Source organism: Arthrobacter sp. NPDC056691 (assembly GCF_042791415.1).
GTDB lineage: Bacteria > Actinomycetota > Actinomycetes > Actinomycetales > Micrococcaceae > Arthrobacter.
This window is the reverse complement of record NZ_JBHTXX010000036.1, coordinates 1-17,091: the sequence shown is the minus strand read 5'-3', so window position 1 is coordinate 17,091 and position 17,091 is coordinate 1. Positions and strand designations below refer to the sequence as shown.

Annotated in this window: 17 protein-coding genes; 9 read left to right on the top strand and 8 right to left on the bottom strand. The window is 67.6% G+C overall.

Annotation, left to right across the window (positions count from 1 at the left end; all coding sequences use genetic code 11):
• Positions 1-51 precede the first annotated feature (51 nt).
• The 3 genes from ACFRAU_RS21985 to ACFRAU_RS21975 are packed head-to-tail and all read left to right on the top strand — an operon-like array spanning position 52 to position 3,326.
• The gene (locus ACFRAU_RS21985; RefSeq protein ID WP_378001477.1) at positions 52-1,446 is read left to right on the top strand and encodes an AI-2E family transporter; all 1,395 of its coding nucleotides are present in this window, start codon (positions 52-54) and stop codon (positions 1,444-1,446) included.
• A 3-nt stretch (positions 1,447-1,449) separates the two neighbouring features.
• Positions 1,450-2,688: a threonine ammonia-lyase gene (gene ilvA, locus ACFRAU_RS21980; protein ID WP_377996990.1), complete on the top strand. Its 1,239-nt coding sequence runs from the start codon at positions 1,450-1,452 to the stop codon at positions 2,686-2,688.
• An 8-nt stretch (positions 2,689-2,696) separates the two neighbouring features.
• A complete protein-coding gene (locus ACFRAU_RS21975) occupies positions 2,697-3,326 on the top strand; it encodes a rhomboid family intramembrane serine protease (RefSeq protein WP_378001476.1) in 630 nt (209 codons plus the stop codon).
• A gap of 89 nt (positions 3,327-3,415) precedes the next feature.
• Here the strand turns inward: ACFRAU_RS21975 and greA are convergent, their stop codons facing one another.
• Positions 3,416-3,910, bottom strand: coding sequence for a transcription elongation factor GreA (gene greA / locus ACFRAU_RS21970; protein WP_236807671.1), 495 nt, complete (start codon positions 3,908-3,910; stop codon positions 3,416-3,418).
• Positions 3,911-4,114: 204 nt separating this feature from the next.
• A complete protein-coding gene (locus ACFRAU_RS21965) occupies positions 4,115-4,594 on the bottom strand; it encodes a DUF4307 domain-containing protein (RefSeq protein WP_378001475.1) in 480 nt (159 codons plus the stop codon).
• 84 nt (positions 4,595-4,678) lie between these two features.
• On the opposite strand from ACFRAU_RS21965, the gene mca reads away from it, so the two are divergent.
• From mca to ACFRAU_RS21950, 3 genes are all read left to right on the top strand, one after another.
• The gene (mca, locus tag ACFRAU_RS21960) at positions 4,679-5,584 is read left to right on the top strand and encodes a mycothiol conjugate amidase Mca (RefSeq protein ID WP_378001474.1); all 906 of its coding nucleotides are present in this window, start codon (positions 4,679-4,681) and stop codon (positions 5,582-5,584) included.
• Between the two features lie 186 nt (positions 5,585-5,770).
• Positions 5,771-6,049 (top strand): hypothetical protein, encoded by a 279-nt coding sequence (locus ACFRAU_RS21955; protein ID WP_377996994.1) that lies wholly within the window; start codon positions 5,771-5,773, stop codon positions 6,047-6,049.
• Complete coding sequence (locus ACFRAU_RS21950) at positions 6,027-8,225, top strand: thioredoxin domain-containing protein (protein ID WP_378001473.1); 2,199 nt, start codon at positions 6,027-6,029, stop codon at positions 8,223-8,225. The genes ACFRAU_RS21955 and ACFRAU_RS21950 overlap by 23 nt, the downstream gene beginning before the upstream one ends.
• On the opposite strand, the gene ACFRAU_RS21945 is transcribed toward ACFRAU_RS21950, so the two are convergent.
• Positions 8,206-8,847, bottom strand: coding sequence for a hemolysin III family protein (locus tag ACFRAU_RS21945; protein WP_378001500.1), 642 nt, complete (start codon positions 8,845-8,847; stop codon positions 8,206-8,208). The two genes, ACFRAU_RS21950 and ACFRAU_RS21945, sit on opposite strands and share 20 nt — an antisense overlap.
• Positions 8,848-9,102: 255 nt before the next feature.
• Here ACFRAU_RS21945 and ACFRAU_RS21940 point away from each other — a divergent pair, with 255 nt between their 5' ends.
• Together ACFRAU_RS21940 and ACFRAU_RS21935 are read left to right on the top strand one after the other, a co-directional pair.
• Positions 9,103-9,864, top strand: coding sequence for an isoprenyl transferase (locus ACFRAU_RS21940; protein WP_306926727.1), 762 nt, complete (start codon positions 9,103-9,105; stop codon positions 9,862-9,864).
• 270 nt (positions 9,865-10,134) lie between these two features.
• On the top strand, positions 10,135-11,571 hold the full coding sequence (locus ACFRAU_RS21935; RefSeq protein WP_377996996.1) for a PhoH family protein: 1,437 nt from the start codon (positions 10,135-10,137) through the stop codon (positions 11,569-11,571).
• A gap of 89 nt (positions 11,572-11,660) precedes the next feature.
• Here ACFRAU_RS21935 and ACFRAU_RS21930 read toward each other — a convergent pair whose 3' ends face one another.
• The 3 genes from ACFRAU_RS21930 to ACFRAU_RS21920 form a co-directional block, all read right to left on the bottom strand.
• A complete protein-coding gene (locus ACFRAU_RS21930) occupies positions 11,661-12,314 on the bottom strand; it encodes a GNAT family N-acetyltransferase (RefSeq protein WP_378001472.1) in 654 nt (217 codons plus the stop codon).
• A gap of 76 nt (positions 12,315-12,390) precedes the next feature.
• Positions 12,391-12,936 (bottom strand): hypothetical protein, encoded by a 546-nt coding sequence (locus ACFRAU_RS21925; RefSeq protein ID WP_378001471.1) that lies wholly within the window; start codon positions 12,934-12,936, stop codon positions 12,391-12,393.
• Positions 12,937-13,043: 107 nt separating this feature from the next.
• A complete protein-coding gene (locus tag ACFRAU_RS21920; protein WP_378001470.1) occupies positions 13,044-13,841 on the bottom strand; it encodes a hypothetical protein in 798 nt (265 codons plus the stop codon).
• 58 nt (positions 13,842-13,899) lie between these two features.
• Here ACFRAU_RS21920 and ACFRAU_RS21915 point away from each other — a divergent pair, with 58 nt between their 5' ends.
• Complete coding sequence (locus ACFRAU_RS21915) at positions 13,900-14,451, top strand: prepilin peptidase (protein WP_377997000.1); 552 nt, start codon at positions 13,900-13,902, stop codon at positions 14,449-14,451.
• A 71-nt stretch (positions 14,452-14,522) separates the two neighbouring features.
• Here the strand turns inward: ACFRAU_RS21915 and ACFRAU_RS21910 are convergent, their stop codons facing one another.
• Positions 14,523-16,223, bottom strand: coding sequence for an MDR family MFS transporter (locus ACFRAU_RS21910; protein WP_378001469.1), 1,701 nt, complete (start codon positions 16,221-16,223; stop codon positions 14,523-14,525).
• Positions 16,220-16,909 (bottom strand): TetR family transcriptional regulator, encoded by a 690-nt coding sequence (locus ACFRAU_RS21905; protein ID WP_378001468.1) that lies wholly within the window; start codon positions 16,907-16,909, stop codon positions 16,220-16,222. Before ACFRAU_RS21905 ends, ACFRAU_RS21910 begins: the two co-directional genes overlap by 4 nt.
• Positions 16,910-17,091: the final 182 nt, after the last annotated feature.

Genomic DNA, 17,091 nt, shown 5'->3' with positions numbered 1-17,091 from the left:
TCGGGCCGTGGCGCGTTTCCAATAGCCGGACTGCTAGGGAAGTATTGGGCTATGACGCCAGCAAAGGACGCCACACCAGACGACGCAGCCAACACGATTGCCAGCGCGACAGGCGGTGCCGGCGCGACGGGCAGTGCCACAGGCAGGGCAAGCACAACAAACCCTGCCCGGCCCTTCGGCCGTCTCGAGCCGCGGCGCATCCGGACCGACCGTGACCTTGAAGAGGACATTCCCTACGGTGTGCGTATCGCGGCCGCATGGGCCTGGCGGCTGGGGCTGATCCTGCTGATCACCGGCGCCCTGGTCTGGCTGCTGGCCAAGGTCAGCTTCCTCATCATTCCCGTGATGGTGGCGGCGCTGCTGGCCGGCCTGCTGAGTCCCCTGGTGCGGTGGCTGCGGAAGTCGCACATCCCCAACGGGGCCGCCGTCGCCATCACGGTCCTGGGTTTCATCGGGCTCATCGCCGGTGCCCTGGCCCTGGTGGGGCGGCAGCTTGCCCTCGGTTTCCAGGAGCTGTGGGGCGAGGCGCTGGCCGGCGTCCAGCAGGTGCAGAACTGGCTGGCCGAGGGCCCGCTGCACCTGACGGCCACCCAGATCGACCAGTACGTCCAGGACGCCACGGCCGCGCTGCAGAACAACAGCAGCAGCATCCTCAGCGGCGCCCTGTCCTTCGGAAGCACCGCCGGCCACTTCGCGGCGGGACTGGTCCTGGCGCTCTTCATCCTGATCTTCTTCCTTCTGGAAGGCAGCCGCATCTGGTCCTTCCTGGTCCGGCTCCTGCCACGGCAGGCGCGGATCCCCGCCGACGGCGCCGGCCGGCGCGGGTGGACCTCCATGGTCAGCTATGCGCGGATCCAGCTGTTCGTGGCCTTCGTGGATGCCGTCGGCATCGGCGTCGGTGCCGCGATCATCAATGTCCCGCTGGCACTGCCGCTGGGCGTGCTGGTGTTCATCGGTTCCTTCATCCCCGTGGTGGGTGCGCTCGTGACGGGCGTCATCGCGGTGCTGCTCGCCCTGGTGGCCAATGGTCCGGTCAACGCGCTGATCATGCTGGGCATCGTGCTGCTGGTGCAGCAGTTGGAAAGCCACATCCTGCAGCCACTGGTCATGGGCAAGGCCGTCGCCCTGCATCCGGTGGCCGTGATCCTGTCCGTCGCCGCCGGCTCCTACCTCGCGGGCATCCCCGGGGCGCTGTTCTCGGTGCCCATCCTGGCCGTAGCAAATTCGGCGATTCGGTATATTGCTGCCAGAACGTGGGAACATGAACTTGTGCCGGCTGCCGCGGGTACCGCAGACCTGGCCTCTGCCGATGAGGACAATACCTTCAGGGAAGTCCGGCTGCCGGGCTCGCATTCCAGCCACGGCAACCCTGCCGGCACTGCACACGGCGCCCCGGGCGGCAACGCCGCCCCCGGTGCCGACGTCGATTCACCCAAAGGAGAATAGTTCGTGAACACCCCCGAAAGCCTTCCCGTCACGCTGGACGATGTCCTTGAGGCGCAGAAGCTGCTGGACGGGATTATTGCGCGGACCCCGGTGGAGTCCTCCCGGGCCCTGGGCAGCATGGTGGGCGGTGAGGTCTACTTCAAGTGCGAGAACCTGCAGCGCGCCGGCTCCTTCAAGGTGCGCGGCGCCTACGTGCGGATGGCGCGGCTCTCCGAATCGGACAAGAAGCGCGGCGTGGTGGCGGCCTCCGCCGGCAACCACGCCCAGGGCGTCGCCGTCGCCGCCAAGAGCCTGGGCATCACGGCCCGGATCTACATGCCCCTCGGCGTGGCACTGCCCAAACTCGCCGCGACCCGCAGCCACGGCGCCGAGGTGGTGCTGCACGGGCACAACGTGGATGAGGCCCTGGCCGAAGCCCAGCGGTATGCCGACGACACCGGAGCCGTCTTTGTCCACCCCTTCGACAACGTGGACGTCGTGGCCGGCCAGGGCACCCTGGGCCTGGAGATCCTCGAACAGGTGCCCAACGTCGACACCATCCTGATGGGCGTCGGCGGCGGCGGGCTGCTGGCCGGCGTCGCTGTGGCCGTCAAGGCCCGCGCCAAGGAACTCGGCCGCGAAATCCGCATCATCGGCGTGCAGGCGGAAAACGCGGCCGCCTACCCGCCCTCGCTGGCGGCGGACGCCCTGGTGCCGCTCAAGAAGGTGTCCACCATGGCCGACGGCATCGCCGTGGGCCGCCCCGGGCAGCTGCCCTTCAGCATCATCCGCGAACTCGTTGACGATGTGGTCACCGTCAGCGAAGACTCCCTGGCGCGGGCCCTGATCTTCCTGCTGGAACGCGCCAAGATGGTGGTGGAACCCGCCGGTGCGGTGGGGGTGGCTGCCCTCATGGACGGCAAGATCGAGAACCCGGGGACCACCGCCGTCGTCCTGTCCGGCGGCAACATCGACCCCATGCTGATGCTCAAAGTGATCCAGCGCGGCCTCTCCGCCGCCGGCCGCTACATGACCGTGCGGATGATGCTCGATGACCGCCCGGGTTCGCTGGCCACCATCGCGCGCATCATTGCCGAGAACGACGCCAACGTGACCGGCCTCGACCACACCCGCGTGGGCGGCTCCATCAGCATGGGCGACGTCTCCATCACAGTGAACCTTGAAACCAAGGGCCACGAGCACGGCGAACAGGTCCTCGGCGCCCTGCGCGCGGAGGGTTTCCAGCCGATCGTGGTGCACTAGGAGCCGTCATGCTGGACAGCCAGGGCGAGGCGCCCGCCACCAGGGAAACGGCCGCAGCCCGCGCCAAGCGCGGACTGCTGGTGGTGGGATCCTTCGTGGCGCTCCTGTTCGCCATCGAGCTGCTCAACACGGTGCTGCTCCACTCGCTGAACGGCGTCTTCGGGCTCCGGCCCAGAAGCGCCGACGGCATCCTGGACGTGTTCACCTTCCCGCTGCTGCACGCCAACCTCAACCACGTGCTGTCCAACGCGCTGCCGCTGATCATCTTCGGGTTCCTGGTATTTCTATCCGGGATCCGGGTCTTCCTCACGGCCGTCGCCTGCAGCTGGCTGGGCTCCGGGCTGGCCGTCTGGCTGTTTGGCGCCGGCGGAGTCACCGTGGGCTCGTCCGGGCTGGTCTTCGGCCTGTTCGCGTTCCTCCTGGTGCGCGGGTTCTTCAACCGCAGCTGGTGGCAGATCCTGCTGTCGGTGGTGCTGTTCCTTGCCTACGGTTCCATCCTTTTCGGGATCATTCCGAACGTGGCAGGCTACGTGTCCTGGCAGGCGCACCTCGGCGGCGCCGCAGGCGGCGTCCTGGCCGCCGTCGTGCTGCGGGCACGGGCCTCCCGCCGCCAACCTGCGTTTGGCGGCGAAGGATAACTAAGGCGGTTTAAAGCACGACGCCGGCCGTCCCCGGAAGTGGGGAGGCCGGCGTCGTGCGTTTGCTGGGACCGCGGACGGATGCGGTATTAGCCCGAGTAGGGCTTGGCGGAAATGATCTCCACCGAGATGTCCTTGCCGTTGGGGGCGGTGTAGCTGAGCTTGTCGCCCTCCTTGTGGCCCATGATCGCGGCACCGAGCGGGGACTTGTCACTGAAGACGTCCAGATCGGAGTCGCCGGCGATTTCGCGGGAGCCGAGCAGGAAGGTTTCCTCGTCGCCGGCGATGCGGGCGACGACGATCATGCCGGGCTCAACGATTCCGTCGTCGGCCGGTGCCTCGCCGACGTGGGCGTCGCGCAACAGGACGGTCAGCTGGCGGATGCGGGCCTCGATCTTGCCCTGTTCTTCCTTCGCAGCGTGGTAACCGCCGTTCTCCTTGAGGTCTCCCTCCTGACGGGCAGCGTCGATCTTCTGGACGATTTCCGCACGGCCGGGGCCGGAAAGGTGGTCCAGCTCTGCCTTCAGGCGGTCAAAAGCTTCCTGGGTAAGCCAAGCTGCAGGCGCGCTGTTAGTGGTAGACACGGACTTCTCCTCTAGTGGGTGTACAAGCGGTCATACAAACAAAGACCCCGCCACGGTGGCCACCTGTGGAACTCAGTAACCATCTCAGCGGGGTAAAGGTATTGATCCATTGTAGTCAATCCTGTGGAGTAAACCCAACAACCAAGCGGCGTGGGTCACACGGCTTCTTCTGCTGCCGGTTTTCCTGCCGGCCCTGGGCCGGCCCTAGGAAACCGCGGGCTTCGGGATCCAGCAGTTGTCCACGACGCCCGAGACGGCCTGGGATTCGGTGCGCAGGACAACCCGCTGGGCGAACGTGCGCCCGCCGTCGGTGCTCTGGCCCTGCGCGTCCTGCGGCTCCTGCCCGACCGGCGGAATGTCGACCACTTTCCAGCCGACCACCGCGAACCTGGAATCGAGCGCCTTGATGGCGCACTTGACGGCCGTGCCGGGTTCCCTGGTCACCTGGAAGTCCACCACGGCCTGGGTGGCATCCGGAGTCCGGTAGCCGATGTCCTTGTATGTCACCGACGCCGTGGCGTTGGACGTGGAGACCCAGGCCAGGAAGCCCATGCCGATTGCCAGGGCCACGATAACCGCCCAGCGCCGGGCCTTTCGGGACAGCCTGCGCTTTGGACGGCCATAGCGATTGGCTAGGCTAATGTCTGCAGGCTGGGAAGTGCCCGACTTGTCCTCGGTAGTCACCCTTCCAGTTTAGGGGTGATCAACCGGGGAAATATCCGGCGTCAGCATTGCAGTCAGCCCCAGGAGAAAGAGGAGCAGTCCCAGATGACAGCGTCCACCAGCCAGTCGTCCACGCTTCGCCTGCTGGCAGTCCACGCCCACCCGGACGACGAATCCAGCAAGGGTGCAGCCACCATGGCGATGTACGCCGCGGCCGGTGTGGACGTCATGGTCGCGACCTGCACGGACGGCTCCCGCGGCGACATCCAGAATCCGGCCATGGAGCCCGAGCCCCATCCGAAGCGGGACATGGCCGGTGCCCGCCGCCTTGAAATGAACGAGGCCGCCCGGATCCTGGGCATCCGGCAGCGCTGGCTGGGCTTCGTGGACTCGGGCCTGCCCGAGGGCGATCCGCTCCCGGCGCTGCCGGCCGGGTGCTTCGCGCTGCAGCCCCTGGAGCGGGCGGCGGCGCCCCTCGTCCGGCTGGTCCGGGACTTCAAACCGCACGTGATGGTCAGCTATGACGAAAACGGCGGCTACCCGCACCCGGACCACATCATGGCGCACCGGGTTGCGGTGGAGGCCTTCGAAGCCGCCGGCGACCCCGCCCGGTATCCGGGCACCGGGGAGGCCTGGGAGCCCGGCAAGCTGTACTACGACCGCGCCTTCAGCCCCGAACGCTTCCGTGCCCTGCACTTCGCGCTGGAGGAGGCCGGACTCCAGTCGCCCTACGCCCAGCGCCTGGCCGCCTGGCTTGAGGCGGACGCCGAAGGGCACACGCCCCCGATGCCCATGCATGAGACCACCACCCAGGTGGACTGCGGCGACTTCTTCGAAGCCCGCGACGACGCCCTCCGCGCGCACCGGACCCAGGTGGACCCGCTGGGCTTCTTCTTCGCCGTGTCAGCGGAGATGCAGGCGCGCGTCTGGCCCTGGGAGGACTACACGCTGATCCAGTCGAAGGTGTCCTCTGAGCTGCCCGAAAAGGATCTGTTCGCGGGGCTAAGATAGAGACAAGAGACATTTTCTATCCCGTGTAGAACAACACAGTAGAAAAACTGCAGTAGAACAACCCAGTAGAAGACCCGCGTAGAAGTCCGTGTGGCGGCCGGAATGGCCGCGGCCGCGCGCGTACCAACGGGCCGGACGTTGGCCCACGGGGCTGACGGCGGCCCCAGCCTTGAGAAGGTTTGAACAGTGCACCATTTGCTCATCGCCCTGGCATCGTCCCCGGCACCCTCGCCGTCGTTGCGCCCCGGCCTGACTCCGGACCAGGTCACCCCCGGCCTGTTGGGCTTTCTGCTGACAGCCTTCATCGTGGTGCTCACCGCGCTGCTGATTGTGGACATGGTGCGCCGCATCCGCCGCGTGCGGTACCGCGCCCAGGTGGAGGAGGAACGCCAGGCTGCCGCCGAGGCGGCGGACATTGCCCGCGACGATGCCGCCAACGGCAATGCAGGCCGCGCCGACACCTGATCCCGGATCGGGGAAGCCTGCATCAGGGAAGCCCGGACCGGGGCAGCAGCCCGGACCGGGGGAGCAAAACGCCCTCGGCGCGGAACCCTCTGCCTACCTGCGCCAGCACGCCGGCAACCCGGTGCACTGGCAGCCGTTCGGGGACGCCGCCTTTGCGGGGGCCGCGGCCCGGAACGTGCCTGTGTTCCTGTCCATCGGCTACGCCGCCTGCCACTGGTGTCACGTCATGGCACGCGAGTCCTTCGAGGACCAGGCCACGGCTGACTACCTGAACAGCCATTTCGTTGCGGTCAAGGTGGACCGCGAGGAACGTCCGGACGTCGATTCCGTCTATATGGCCGCCACGCAGGCCATCAGCGGTGAGGGCGGCTGGCCCATGTCCGTCTTCCTGACCACCGGCGGCCTGGCCTTCCATGCCGGCACCTATTTCCCGCCCCATCCCATGCCGGGCCGTCCGTCCTTCCGCCAGGTCCTCGAGGCCGTGCACGAGGCGTGGACGGAACGCCGCGACGCCGTGGAGGGAAACGCCCGATCCCTCGCGCAGAACATGGGCCAGGTGCAGCTCGCCGCTGCCGTGGACGTGTCCCGTCCGCCGGAACTGCTCGACGCCGGGCTGTTGCCCGCCGCCGTCCGTTCCCTCGCAGATTCCGAAGACCCCGACGACGGCGGGTTCGGCACCGCCCCCAAGTTCCCGCCGTCGGCCGTCCTGGAATTCCTGGTCCGGCACGCCGCGGTGCCCTCGGACACCGCCGATGAGGCCAGGGAGATGGCCGGGCGCACCCTCGCGGCCATGGCCCGCTCGGCCCTCTTTGACCAGCTCGACGGCGGGTTCGCCCGGTATTCAGTGACCCGCGACTGGTCCGTTCCGCACTTTGAGAAGATGCTGTACGACAACGCCCAGCTGCTGCACGTCTACGTGCACTGGATCCGGCTGGGCGGAACGGCCGGGTTCCCGGCAGCCGAGGCGGCGGACGTCGCGTCGCGGACCGCCGACTGGATGCTCTCCGCGCTGGGGTTGCCGGGCGGGGGACTGGCGTCCTCGCTGGATGCAGACTCCGTGGTGGACGGGGAGCACCATGAAGGGGCCAGCTATCTTTGGACGTCCGGCGATCTGGGACGGGTGCTGGGCGCGGAGGATGCTGCGGCCGTCGCCTGGATGATGAACGTCGGCTCCCGGGGCACCGTGTCGGAGTTCGGCTCGCCGCTGCACCCGGGCCGGGCGCTGGACGGAGACGAGGCGCGGCTCTGGCAGGATGTGGGGCCCCGCCTTCAGGAAGCCCGGGCACGCCGCCCGCAGCCCGAGCGGGACGAGAAGGTGGTGGCGGGCTGGAACGGGCTCGCCGTGGCCGCGCTCGCGGACGCCGGTGCAGTCCTGGACAGGCCGGACCTCGTGGCGGCAGCCGTCCGGATCGCCGGCTATCTGGAACGGGTCCACTGGCGGGCGGCATCGGCCGGCCCGCAGCCGCCCGGGGAGCTCATCCGTGTGTCGCATGCCGGCGCGGCCCGCGGGATCGGCGGCCTGCTCGAGGACTATGCGTTCTGCGCGGGCGGCTTCCTGGCGCTGTACTCGGCGGCGGGCGATCCCCGCTGGTACATGTTCGCCGAGGCGCTGATCCGGACGGCCTGCACCCGGTTCGTCGACGGCGGAAGGCTTGCCGATTCCGCCGGGGAGTCGGCGCAGGTCGTCAGCGCCCAGGGCGGAAAGCCGGGCCTGGACCCCTTTGACAACGCCACGCCCAGTGGCGCGGCCGCCTTTGCCGGCGTCCTGCTGGGCTACGCCGCGCTGTCCGGCTCCGCGGAACACCGGATTATGGCCGGGAACATCCTGGCCCTCCTGCCCCCGCTCGCGGTGCGGGTACCGCGCGTGGCTGGCTGGCTCCTGGCCACAGCGCAGGCCGCGCTTGCAGGGCCGGTGGAGGCCGCCGTCGTCGGACCTGCCGGTCCCGAACGGGACGCGCTCCACCGTGCACTGCTGCTGTCCCCGAGCCCGGGGCTGGTGGTGGCGGCAGGGGAGGCGGACGACGGCGGGACGCCGGCCGAGGTGCCGCTGCTGCGGCAGAGGCCGGCCGGCCCCGGAGGTGCGCCGCTCGTCTATGTGTGCCGCGGCATGGTCTGCGACCGGCCGGTGGCGACCGCTGCGGAGGCGCTGGAACGCGTCAGCTCAGGACTGCAATGAGGATGGCCGAGAAGTGGGCGGCAAAGGCCAGCACCGTGAATGCGTGGAAAAGCTCGTGGAAGCCGAAGTGCCGGTAGCTGAAGTTGGGTTTCTTGAGGGCGTAGAACACAGCCCCGGCGATGTACAGGGCCCCGCCGACGCAGATGAGCAGGGCTGCCGGGACGCTCGCCGCGAAGAAGGCGGGAAGGTAGAACAGGGACCCGCAGCCGAGGCCGATGTAGATGGGCACGTACAGCCAGCGGGGCGCGTCGGTCCAGAGCAGCCGGAAGAGGACACCCAGGATCGCGGCGGACCAGATCAGCCAGAGCAGGAACTCCGCCGTCGGCCTGTCCAGCAGGCTCCACGCCAGCGGGGTGTAGCTGCCGGCGATCACCAGCATGATGTTGGTGTGGTCCAGCCGCTTGAGGACGCGTTTAACGCCGGGGGCCCAGTTGCCGCGGTGGTACACCGCGCTGACGCCGAAGAGCAGCACGCCGGTAAGGGCGTAGATGGCGGACGCAATCTTGCGCTCTGCGGTGGGAGCCACCGCAACCAGGATAATCCCGGCAGCCAGGGCGAACGGCGCGGTGACGGTGTGGATCCAGCCCCGCCACTTGGGTTTGATCGTCAGCAGTTCCGCGATGCGTTCCGCGGCGTGGTCCACGGCGGCGGGTTCAGCCTTCGACGGCTCCGGTCCGCCGTCCGGGGCATTGCTCTTCATGCCTTCCAGAATAACCTACGGTTCAGTAAGTTACTCCCTGGTAGCGTTTTGCCCGTCTGGTCCTTTCGGCCCGTTCGGCGGGGCACCGGACGGCAACCTGCGCGCGGCTGCCGCCTCCGGGCGGTAGCCTAGGACTTGCACAAAAGTCGTACAGCAGGAAGTCAGGTGAATCTCCGGATGGAATGGCCCGGGTTCCTCTATGGCTTCTATGAGCGCAAGCTTCTGCGCTCGCTGGAACCGGAACGGATCCCCAGGCACATCGGCGTCATGGTGGACGGCAACCGGCGCTGGGCCCGGCAGTTCAATGCCCCGACCAGCCAGGGCCATCAGGCCGGCGCGGACAAGATCCACGAGTTTCTCGGCTGGTGCCAGGAGCTGGGCGTCCGGGTGGTCACCCTGTACATGCTCTCCACGGACAACATGAGCCGTTCCGGCGAGGAGCTCGACCTCCTGATGGGCATCATCGCCAACACTCTTGACCGGCTGGACGAGGATGCCGACATTTCGGTTCATGCCATGGGCGCCCCGGAGCTGCTCCCGGACTACCTTGCGGAGCGCCTGACCAAGCTCACCGCCCGGACGCCGGTGCGCGAGAAACTGCACGTGAACGTGGCTGTCGGCTACGGCGGCCGGCGCGAGATCGTGGACGCGGTGCGCGAGCTGCTGCACGACGCCGTGGCGCACAAGGCGGATATCAGCGAACTCGCCGACTCCCTGAGTGTGGAGGACATCTCGCGCTTCCTCTATACGCGCGGCCAGCCGGATCCGGACCTGGTGATTCGGACCTCGGGCGAGCAAAGGCTCTCGGGCTTCCTGATGTGGCAAAGCGCGTACAGCGAGTTCTACTTCTGCGAGGCGCTCTGGCCCGCCTTCCGGAAAGTGGATTTCCTCCGCGCCCTGCGCGACTACGCCGGCCGTCAGCGCCGCTTCGGCTCCTAGCGTTTTCGTCGTCCGACGGCCGCCGTATGGGCCGCCGTCGTTCACTCCGAATTCACATGCCGGCAACAGGAATCGCCGGACGAAGACGTTGGAAATTAGTTCGGGGCGATTTACGTTAAACCCATCAGCAGGCAAACCGCCGGCTGATCGGGGAGGCCAGTACATGGAGCGATTCTTCGCACCGGTTGTATGGGAGGCCGGATCCGGCCTCGTGGCCGAGCCGCCTCACCAATAACAATTCCGGGCACGTGCCCCGGGGCTGGAGTCGATGTGGCTATTTCTGAACAACTGCCCGAAGTCATCACGGACAAGGGTGAGAAGGCTACCTCTCGCGCCAAGCGAGCCATTTCAAAGACCGGTGCGGACACGAAAGACGCCGCAGCCGGTCTTGCTGTTTCCGGCCCACAGACTGAAACCCAGCCATCAGTCTCCACCTTCGTCATCGACACCTCCGTGCTGCTCTCCGACCCCCGCGCGCTGCTGCGGTTCGCGGAGCACGAAGTGATTGTGCCGATCGTGGTGATCACCGAACTTGAAGGGAAGCGGCACGACCCCGAACTCGGCTACTTCGCACGGAAGGCGCTCCGGCTCCTTGATGACCTTCGCATCCAGCACGGCGGGCTCAACCGGCCCATCCCGCTGGGCGACGCGGGCGGCACGCTCATGATCGAGCTGAACCACATCTCTGCCGAAGTCCTGCCGGCCGGATTCCGCGGCGGGGACAACGACAGCCGCATCCTCGCCGTCGCCAAGAACCTCTCCAACGAGGGGCGCAACGTCACCGTGGTGTCCAAGGACCTGCCGATGCGGGTCAAGGCCTCGGCCATGGGCCTGCTGGCCGATGAATACCGCAACGAGCTCGTCAAGGATTCCGGCTGGACCGGCGTCGCCGAGATCGATGCGAGCGACGAGGAGATCTCCACGCTGTACGGCCACGAACCGGTCTTCATCCCGGCGGCAGCCGAGATGCCGGTCAACACCGGCCTTGTGGTGCTCTCCAGCCGTGGCTCCGCCCTGGGACGCGTGGGGGCCGACAAGCAGGTCCGCCTGGTCAAGGGGGACCGCGACGTTTTCGGCCTCCACGGGCGGTCCGCTGAGCAGCGGTTGGCCATCGACCTGCTGATGGACCCCGCGGTGGGCATCGTGTCCATGGGCGGCCGCGCGGGCACCGGCAAGTCGGCCCTTGCCCTGTGCGCCGGCCTCGAGGCGGTGCTGGAACGCCGCGAGCACCGCAAGGTGATCGTGTTCCGCCCGCTGTTCGCGGTGGGCGGCCAGGAGCTCGGCTACCTGCCGGGCTCGGAGGCGGAGAAGATGAACCCCTGGGCGCAGGCGGTTTTCGACACCCTGGGCGCTCTGGTGAGCCAGGAAGTCGTGGAGGAAGTCATGGACCGCGGCATGCTGGAGGTCATGCCGCTGACCCACATCCGCGGACGCTCCCTGCACGACGCCTTCGTGATCGTGGACGAGGCCCAGTCGCTCGAAAAGAACGTCCTGCTGACCGTCATGAGCCGGATCGGGCAGAACTCGAAGATCGTCCTCACCCACGACGTTGCCCAGCGCGACAACCTCCGGGTCGGACGGCACGACGGCATCGCAGCGGTCGTCGAGACCCTGAAGGGCCACCCGCTCTTCGGCCACATCACCCTCACCCGGTCCGAACGCTCGCCCATCGCGGCTCTCGTCACGGACCTGCTCGAAGGGGCGTAGCTCATACCTAAGAAGGGCCGCGGTCCGGGTCTCCGGGCCACGGCCCTTCTCTGTTGGCTGAGCTTGGGTCGGGCGGGGAGCGAAACCCCTCAGCCCGCGATCCCCAGGAGGAATTTTGCCGTGGGTTCGTGGCCTTCCACTTCTAGGTGCCAGTCGGGCCGGTTGAACGTTGCCGCCGTGAGGCGGACCCTCTGTACTGTTTCCTGTTTGCCGTCCCAGGACATGCGCGTGGCGCCGTTCGGTTCGTAGCCAAGCGACCGGGAGACTCCCAGGGATGCGGCGTTCCAGTGGGCGGCTTCGGATTCGCAGACTTCGGCGCCAAGCCAGTCAAAGGCGTAAAGCGCGACGGCGGCCCGCATCTCCCTGCCGAAGCCCCGGCCCTGCGCGCTTTTCCGCAGCCACGATCCGGTGGTGACCGTGCGCAGGACCCCAAAGTCCCGCGCGGCGATGTCCTGGCAGCCGAGGAAGGTTCCGTCGTGCCAGATGCCGAGCGTCAGCGTCCAGGACTCCGGCGTGGACGTGGCGCGGCACTGCCAGTACCAGCGGGCCATGTTGGGTCCCAGCTCGCCGGCGGGGACCGCGGTCCAGGGCGTGCTGAACGGATTGCGGCCCGGCTCGTGGATGCCGCTGGCCGCCGCTTCAACTGCCGCGGGGATGTGGCCGTCGCGCAGTGGCCGCAGGGTGAGCCGGGGAGTGCCCAGAGTGAGGGCGAACGGAGGCCACACGGAGATCAGCTCGGTCATGCCGGAAGTCTAATAGGTGGCTGGTCCTGTCAAGACGCCGGGGAATGCGGCCCGGCTTACACCGGCACCGCTGCCGTCAGCTGGTGTGGTGCGACAGGCCGAGGGACAGCCGGGTGTTGGCGGGCCCTTCCAGCACCAAGGCGACCGCCTGGTTGGGAAGCTCGAAGACCATGGTGGCGTCCAGGCTATCGCCCTGTTTGAGCAGCGTCTTCCCGGGTGACGTCCAGAGCGGATGAATGCTGTTGGCGCCCAGCCCTGTCACCGAGAACTGGGACGTGTCCACCGCGACGCCTTTACCTTCCAGGGCGGTGAACTGCACCAGTATCCGTACCCGGTGGGTTCCCGCGGACGGGCCCTCGTCCAGGACCTGGACGCGTTCCGGCGGAAGCCAGCCGTCCTTTTCCAGCGGGATGATGCCGTTGACCCGCGCCGTGCCGCCGGGGATCACCGCACTCGCGCCAAGCGGGGTGCTCGCCTCGGGCTTGGCCGTCAGGAAGAGGTATCCCAGCACGAGTCCCAGGGCGCAGAGCAGGGAGACCGGGATCAGCAGCAGCTTCCTTCGGCGCCGGGCGCCGGTCCTGCCGGTGCCGGCCGTGTCAGGTGTCGATACGTCTGGAGCCATGGTTGACATGGGACGAGTGTGAAGCCGCCAGGTTGGAAAAAACCTGCGCGGACCCCCGCATTCCGGGTGGCCCGTCAGGCGGGTGGCCTTTCAGTCGGGGTGGCCCGTCAGGCAGGATTGGGCCGCAGCGGCCACTGGATGTGCTCGCGCACATCAGTGAGGTTCATCGGCTGGGCCACGAAGAGATCGTCCAGCATGTACTCGTCCACGGCCAGGATCCGGATGCGGTGCCCGGAAAGCTGCCCCTCGCCGTCGAGCGGTTCTGCCGCGACGCAGACGCCGGTGCCGGCGTCGATGCGGATCCTGGTCCGGCCCGCGCCGCAGAGGGGTGCTGCCGCATCCAGCGGGCGGTACCCGGGGTTCGGGGACACCACAGTTTCCAGCGCCGCCCGGCCTTCGTGGGTCACCTCCCGAACGGGCTCCAGCACTTCGACGGCGTTGGCATTGGGGAACTCCAGCGGCACCGGGGCATTGCCCGCGAGCTCCACCGGATCCAGCGCAGCAGCGAACCGGCCGTTTCCGAACGAGGGTTCACCGTAGGCGGCCTCAGGGCGGCGCCGCACCAGCCCGCCGTCGTCGTAGACCGGGGTCACCAGGTGCGCAGGAAGCAGCCACGACTTCCGGGTGGCGCTGGTGTACAGGCCGTCACGCGAATCGTTGATGCCCGTGGTGCTGCCGAGCAGCGTGCCGTCGCAGGACTCCAGCCGGAGCGCACCGGGACGGCGCAGCCACGCGCGGACGGTGCCGCTGCCGGGACTGCCGGCGCCGGGAAACTCGGTGTATTCAAAGCGCAGGGACTGCCACTTCCACGGGGATGAGCGGCAAAGATTCCGGAACGAGGCAGCCGACGTAAGCGGAACACCACCGCCGTGTTCCTGCCGGTGCTTGGCGTCCCAGGTCCCCATATCCACAGTTTACGCGCGGCCCCCAGCGGCAGGTCCGGCAATCGAGTAGCATCCGAGGGTGATCCAACGACTGGGGGAACTCTGGGAAACCGCGCCAGCCGCATTCTGGCTGCTGCTGGCGTCGTGCGCGTATTTCGCCGTGATGGCGGTGCGGCTCACTGTGATCGACGTCCGCCACCACCTGCTGCCGAACCGGATCGTCTTCCCCTCCTATGCGGTGGCCGGGGTGCTGCTGCTGGGGGCGGTGCTGACCCTCGCCGTTGCGGATCCGTCGGGAGTGCCCGACGGCGGGGCCCGGCTTTTCGGCGTGCCGGCGCTGAGGATTGCGGCCGGGGGAGCGGTGCTGTGGCTGTTCTACTTCGTGCTGCGGCTGGTGTACCCGCCGGGCATGGGCTTCGGGGACGTGAAACTCGCCGGTGTCCTGGGGCTCTACCTGGGTTACCTCGGCTGGCCGCACGTTTTCGCGGGGACGTTCGCCGCTTTTCTGCTCGGCGGACTCTGGAGCATCGGCCTGCTGGTGCTGCGCCGCGGCACGCTCAAATCGGCCATCCCGTTCGGGCCCTTCATGCTGGCCGGAGCAGCAGCGGCCATGGTCCTGCTCCCCGCCTGACCGCAGCCCCCAAGCTAGCCCCGCGAACGACCAGCGCGAACGAACACTTAAGCCCGGTGCCCAGCGGCAGGTCAGCGGCGCTGGCCGGCCAGCTCGCCGTCGTCGTCCTTTACACCGTCAGCGTCACGCAACTCCGGGTCACCAACAGCCGGGTCACCAAGGGCGGCCCCGCGCAGGGCGGCTTCGAGAAGCTCCGCCTCCTCGCCGCCCACGGCCTCGCCGCGGGCCACCATGCCTGCGGTGTCCGAGAGCGGGATCTGCTTCAGGGTGATGGCCAGAAGCAGTGCGACGGCGATGAACGGGACGAGGTACCAGAACACCGGTGCCAAGGAATCAGCGTAGGCGTTGACGATCGCGTCGCGGAGCTGCTCCGGAAGCTGGCCGAGTGTCTGCGGATCCAGCGTCCTGGTGGACTGGGATGCCTGGCCGGCCGATGCCCCGGCGCCCGTGAACGCGTTGGTCAGGGACTCCGCCAGCCGGTTGGTGAAGATGGAGCCGAACACCGCCACGCCCAGCGCAGCCCCCACTTCGCGGAAGTAATTGTTGGTGCTGGTGGCGGTGCCGATCTGGTCCGCCGGAACGGAATTCTGCACCACGAGGACGATGACCTGCATGATCAGGCCGAGGCCGGAACCGAAAAGGAACAGCTGGACGCAGATGACCCAGATGGGCGTCTCGGCCGACAGTGTGGTGAACCACAGCATCGCGGCGATGGTCAGGCTGGCGCCGAGGACCGGGAACATCTTGTACTTGCCGGTCTTGGAAATGCGGATACCGGAGTAGATCGATGTTCCCATCAGGCCGGCCATCATCGGGAGCATGAGGAGCCCGGACTCGGCGGCGGAGGTGCCCGACGACATCTGCAGGAAGGTGGGCACAAAGGCGATGGCGGCGAACATGCCCAGGCCCAGGGTGAAGCCGATGGCGGTGGAGTTCACGAAGATCCGGTTCCGGAACAGGCTCAGCGGGATGATGGGGTCCTCGGCGCGGCGCTCCACCATGACGAAGGCCGCGGCGGCCAGGATCAGGCCGGCCCCGAAGGCCCAGGTGACGGGCGAGTCCCAGCCTTCGTCCTTCTTGCCCCCGAAGTCCGTGAAGAAGATCAGGCAGGTGGTGGCGACGGAGAGGAACAGGACGCCGAGGATGTCGATCCGCTTTTCGGCCTTCTTGTTGGGAAGCGTCAGGGTGAACCAGGCGATGGTGAAGGCGGCGATGCCGACGGGGATGTTGATGTAGAAAGCCCACTCCCAGGTGAGGTGGTCAACGAAGAACCCGCCCAGCAGCGGTCCGGCCACGGCGGAGAGGCCGAAGATGGCGCCGAGCGGGCCCATGTACTTGCCGCGCTCCTTGGCGGGAACGATGTCCGCGATGATGGCCTGCGAGAGGATCATCAGTCCGCCGCCGCCCAGGCCCTGGATGGCACGGAAGATGACGAAGCCCCAGAAGTCCGTGGCGAAGGCGCAGCCCACCGAGGCAAGTGTGAACAGTGCGATGGCCACGAGGAACAGGTTCCGGCGGCCCAGGATGTCGCCGAACTTGCCGTAGACCGGCATGACGATGGTGGTGGCGAGCAGGTACGCCGTGGTGATCCAGGCCTGGTGCTCGACGCCGCCGAGCTTGCCGACGATGGTGGGCATGGCCGTGGACACGATGGTCTGGTCCAGGCTGGAGAGCAGCATGCCGGCGATCAGCGCGGAGAAGATGATCCAGATGCGTTTCTGGGTCAGCAGCAGCGGTCCGGCTGCGGGTTTGGAACTGACGGCGGTGCTCATGGCTGTCCTTCTGCGGAGGGGGCTTCAGTGTGGGCGGGGGAAACGGGGCGGGAATACGGCTGGGAGAGCAGGAACCTGGCGGCTTCGAAGTTTTCGAGCAGCAGGTCACGGTACGTGCGGGCGTTGCCCTCGGAGAAGTAGGCGAGGCTGGTGTGCCGGGCGATGTTGCCCATCACCACCACGGCCATCCGCACCACAGGGTGGCTGGCCGGAAGGCCTTCCCGCTTGGCGAGGAGCTGGGCGAAATGGGCTTCCCGCTCCTCCGTGGCACCGATGATCTTGAGCATCAGCTGCGGTTCCTTCTTGATGACCCCGATCAGCTGGCGGGTTTCCTCCTCCGAGCTGCTCATCCGCTCGGACATGCTGAGCGACAGCTGGAGGAGGTCCTGGAGCAGGCTCGCCGAGATCTCGCCCTGCGGGGAACCCTGTCCGCCCCGGAGGAACTCGTCGAAAACGTCCTCGGGCAGCTCGTCGTCCACGTGCCCCAGGATGGCGTCTTCCTTGGTGGGGAAGTAGTTGAAGAAGGTCCGCCTGGAGATGCCTGCCTGTTCGCAGACGTCCTCCACTGTGTAGCCGCTAAGGCCGCGCTCGGAGGTCAGGGAACGGGCGACGGCGGTAATCGCCGCGCGTGTAGCGGCGCGCTTGCGCTCGCGCAGTCCGCCGCCAGTACTTGCACTTTCATTCACAAAGTAAAGTTTTGCACTCGATCAAAATTAGTGCAACTTTTGCTGTTGAGTTTTTGTCCAGATATCGCGAGTTGGAGTGCCCCCAACTCGCGATATCCCTCTGCGTCAGGCTGGTTGTGAGTCATTCATTTGTAGTGAAGGAGCAGCCGCGTGTCGTGGAGAAGCCAGGGTTTTACTCGTGA

Excerpts from the sequence above, each read along its gene's own strand:
- ACFRAU_RS21985 (WP_378001477.1), top strand. The coding sequence starts at position 52 with ATGACGCCAGCAAAGGACGCCACACCAGACGACGCAGCCAACACGATT.
- ACFRAU_RS21975 (WP_378001476.1), top strand. The coding sequence starts at position 2,697 with ATGCTGGACAGCCAGGGCGAGGCGCCCGCCACCAGGGAAACGGCCGCA.
- mca (WP_378001474.1), top strand. The coding sequence starts at position 4,679 with ATGACAGCGTCCACCAGCCAGTCGTCCACGCTTCGCCTGCTGGCAGTC.
- ACFRAU_RS21950 (WP_378001473.1), top strand. The coding sequence starts at position 6,027 with ATGCAGGCCGCGCCGACACCTGATCCCGGATCGGGGAAGCCTGCATCA.
- ACFRAU_RS21940 (WP_306926727.1), top strand. The coding sequence starts at position 9,103 with ATGGAATGGCCCGGGTTCCTCTATGGCTTCTATGAGCGCAAGCTTCTG.
- ACFRAU_RS21930 (WP_378001472.1), bottom strand. The coding sequence starts at position 12,314 with ATGACCGAGCTGATCTCCGTGTGGCCTCCGTTCGCCCTCACTCTGGGC.
- ACFRAU_RS21925 (WP_378001471.1), bottom strand. The coding sequence starts at position 12,936 with ATGGCTCCAGACGTATCGACACCTGACACGGCCGGCACCGGCAGGACC.
- ACFRAU_RS21920 (WP_378001470.1), bottom strand. The coding sequence starts at position 13,841 with ATGGGGACCTGGGACGCCAAGCACCGGCAGGAACACGGCGGTGGTGTT.
- ACFRAU_RS21910 (WP_378001469.1), bottom strand. The coding sequence starts at position 16,223 with ATGAGCACCGCCGTCAGTTCCAAACCCGCAGCCGGACCGCTGCTGCTG.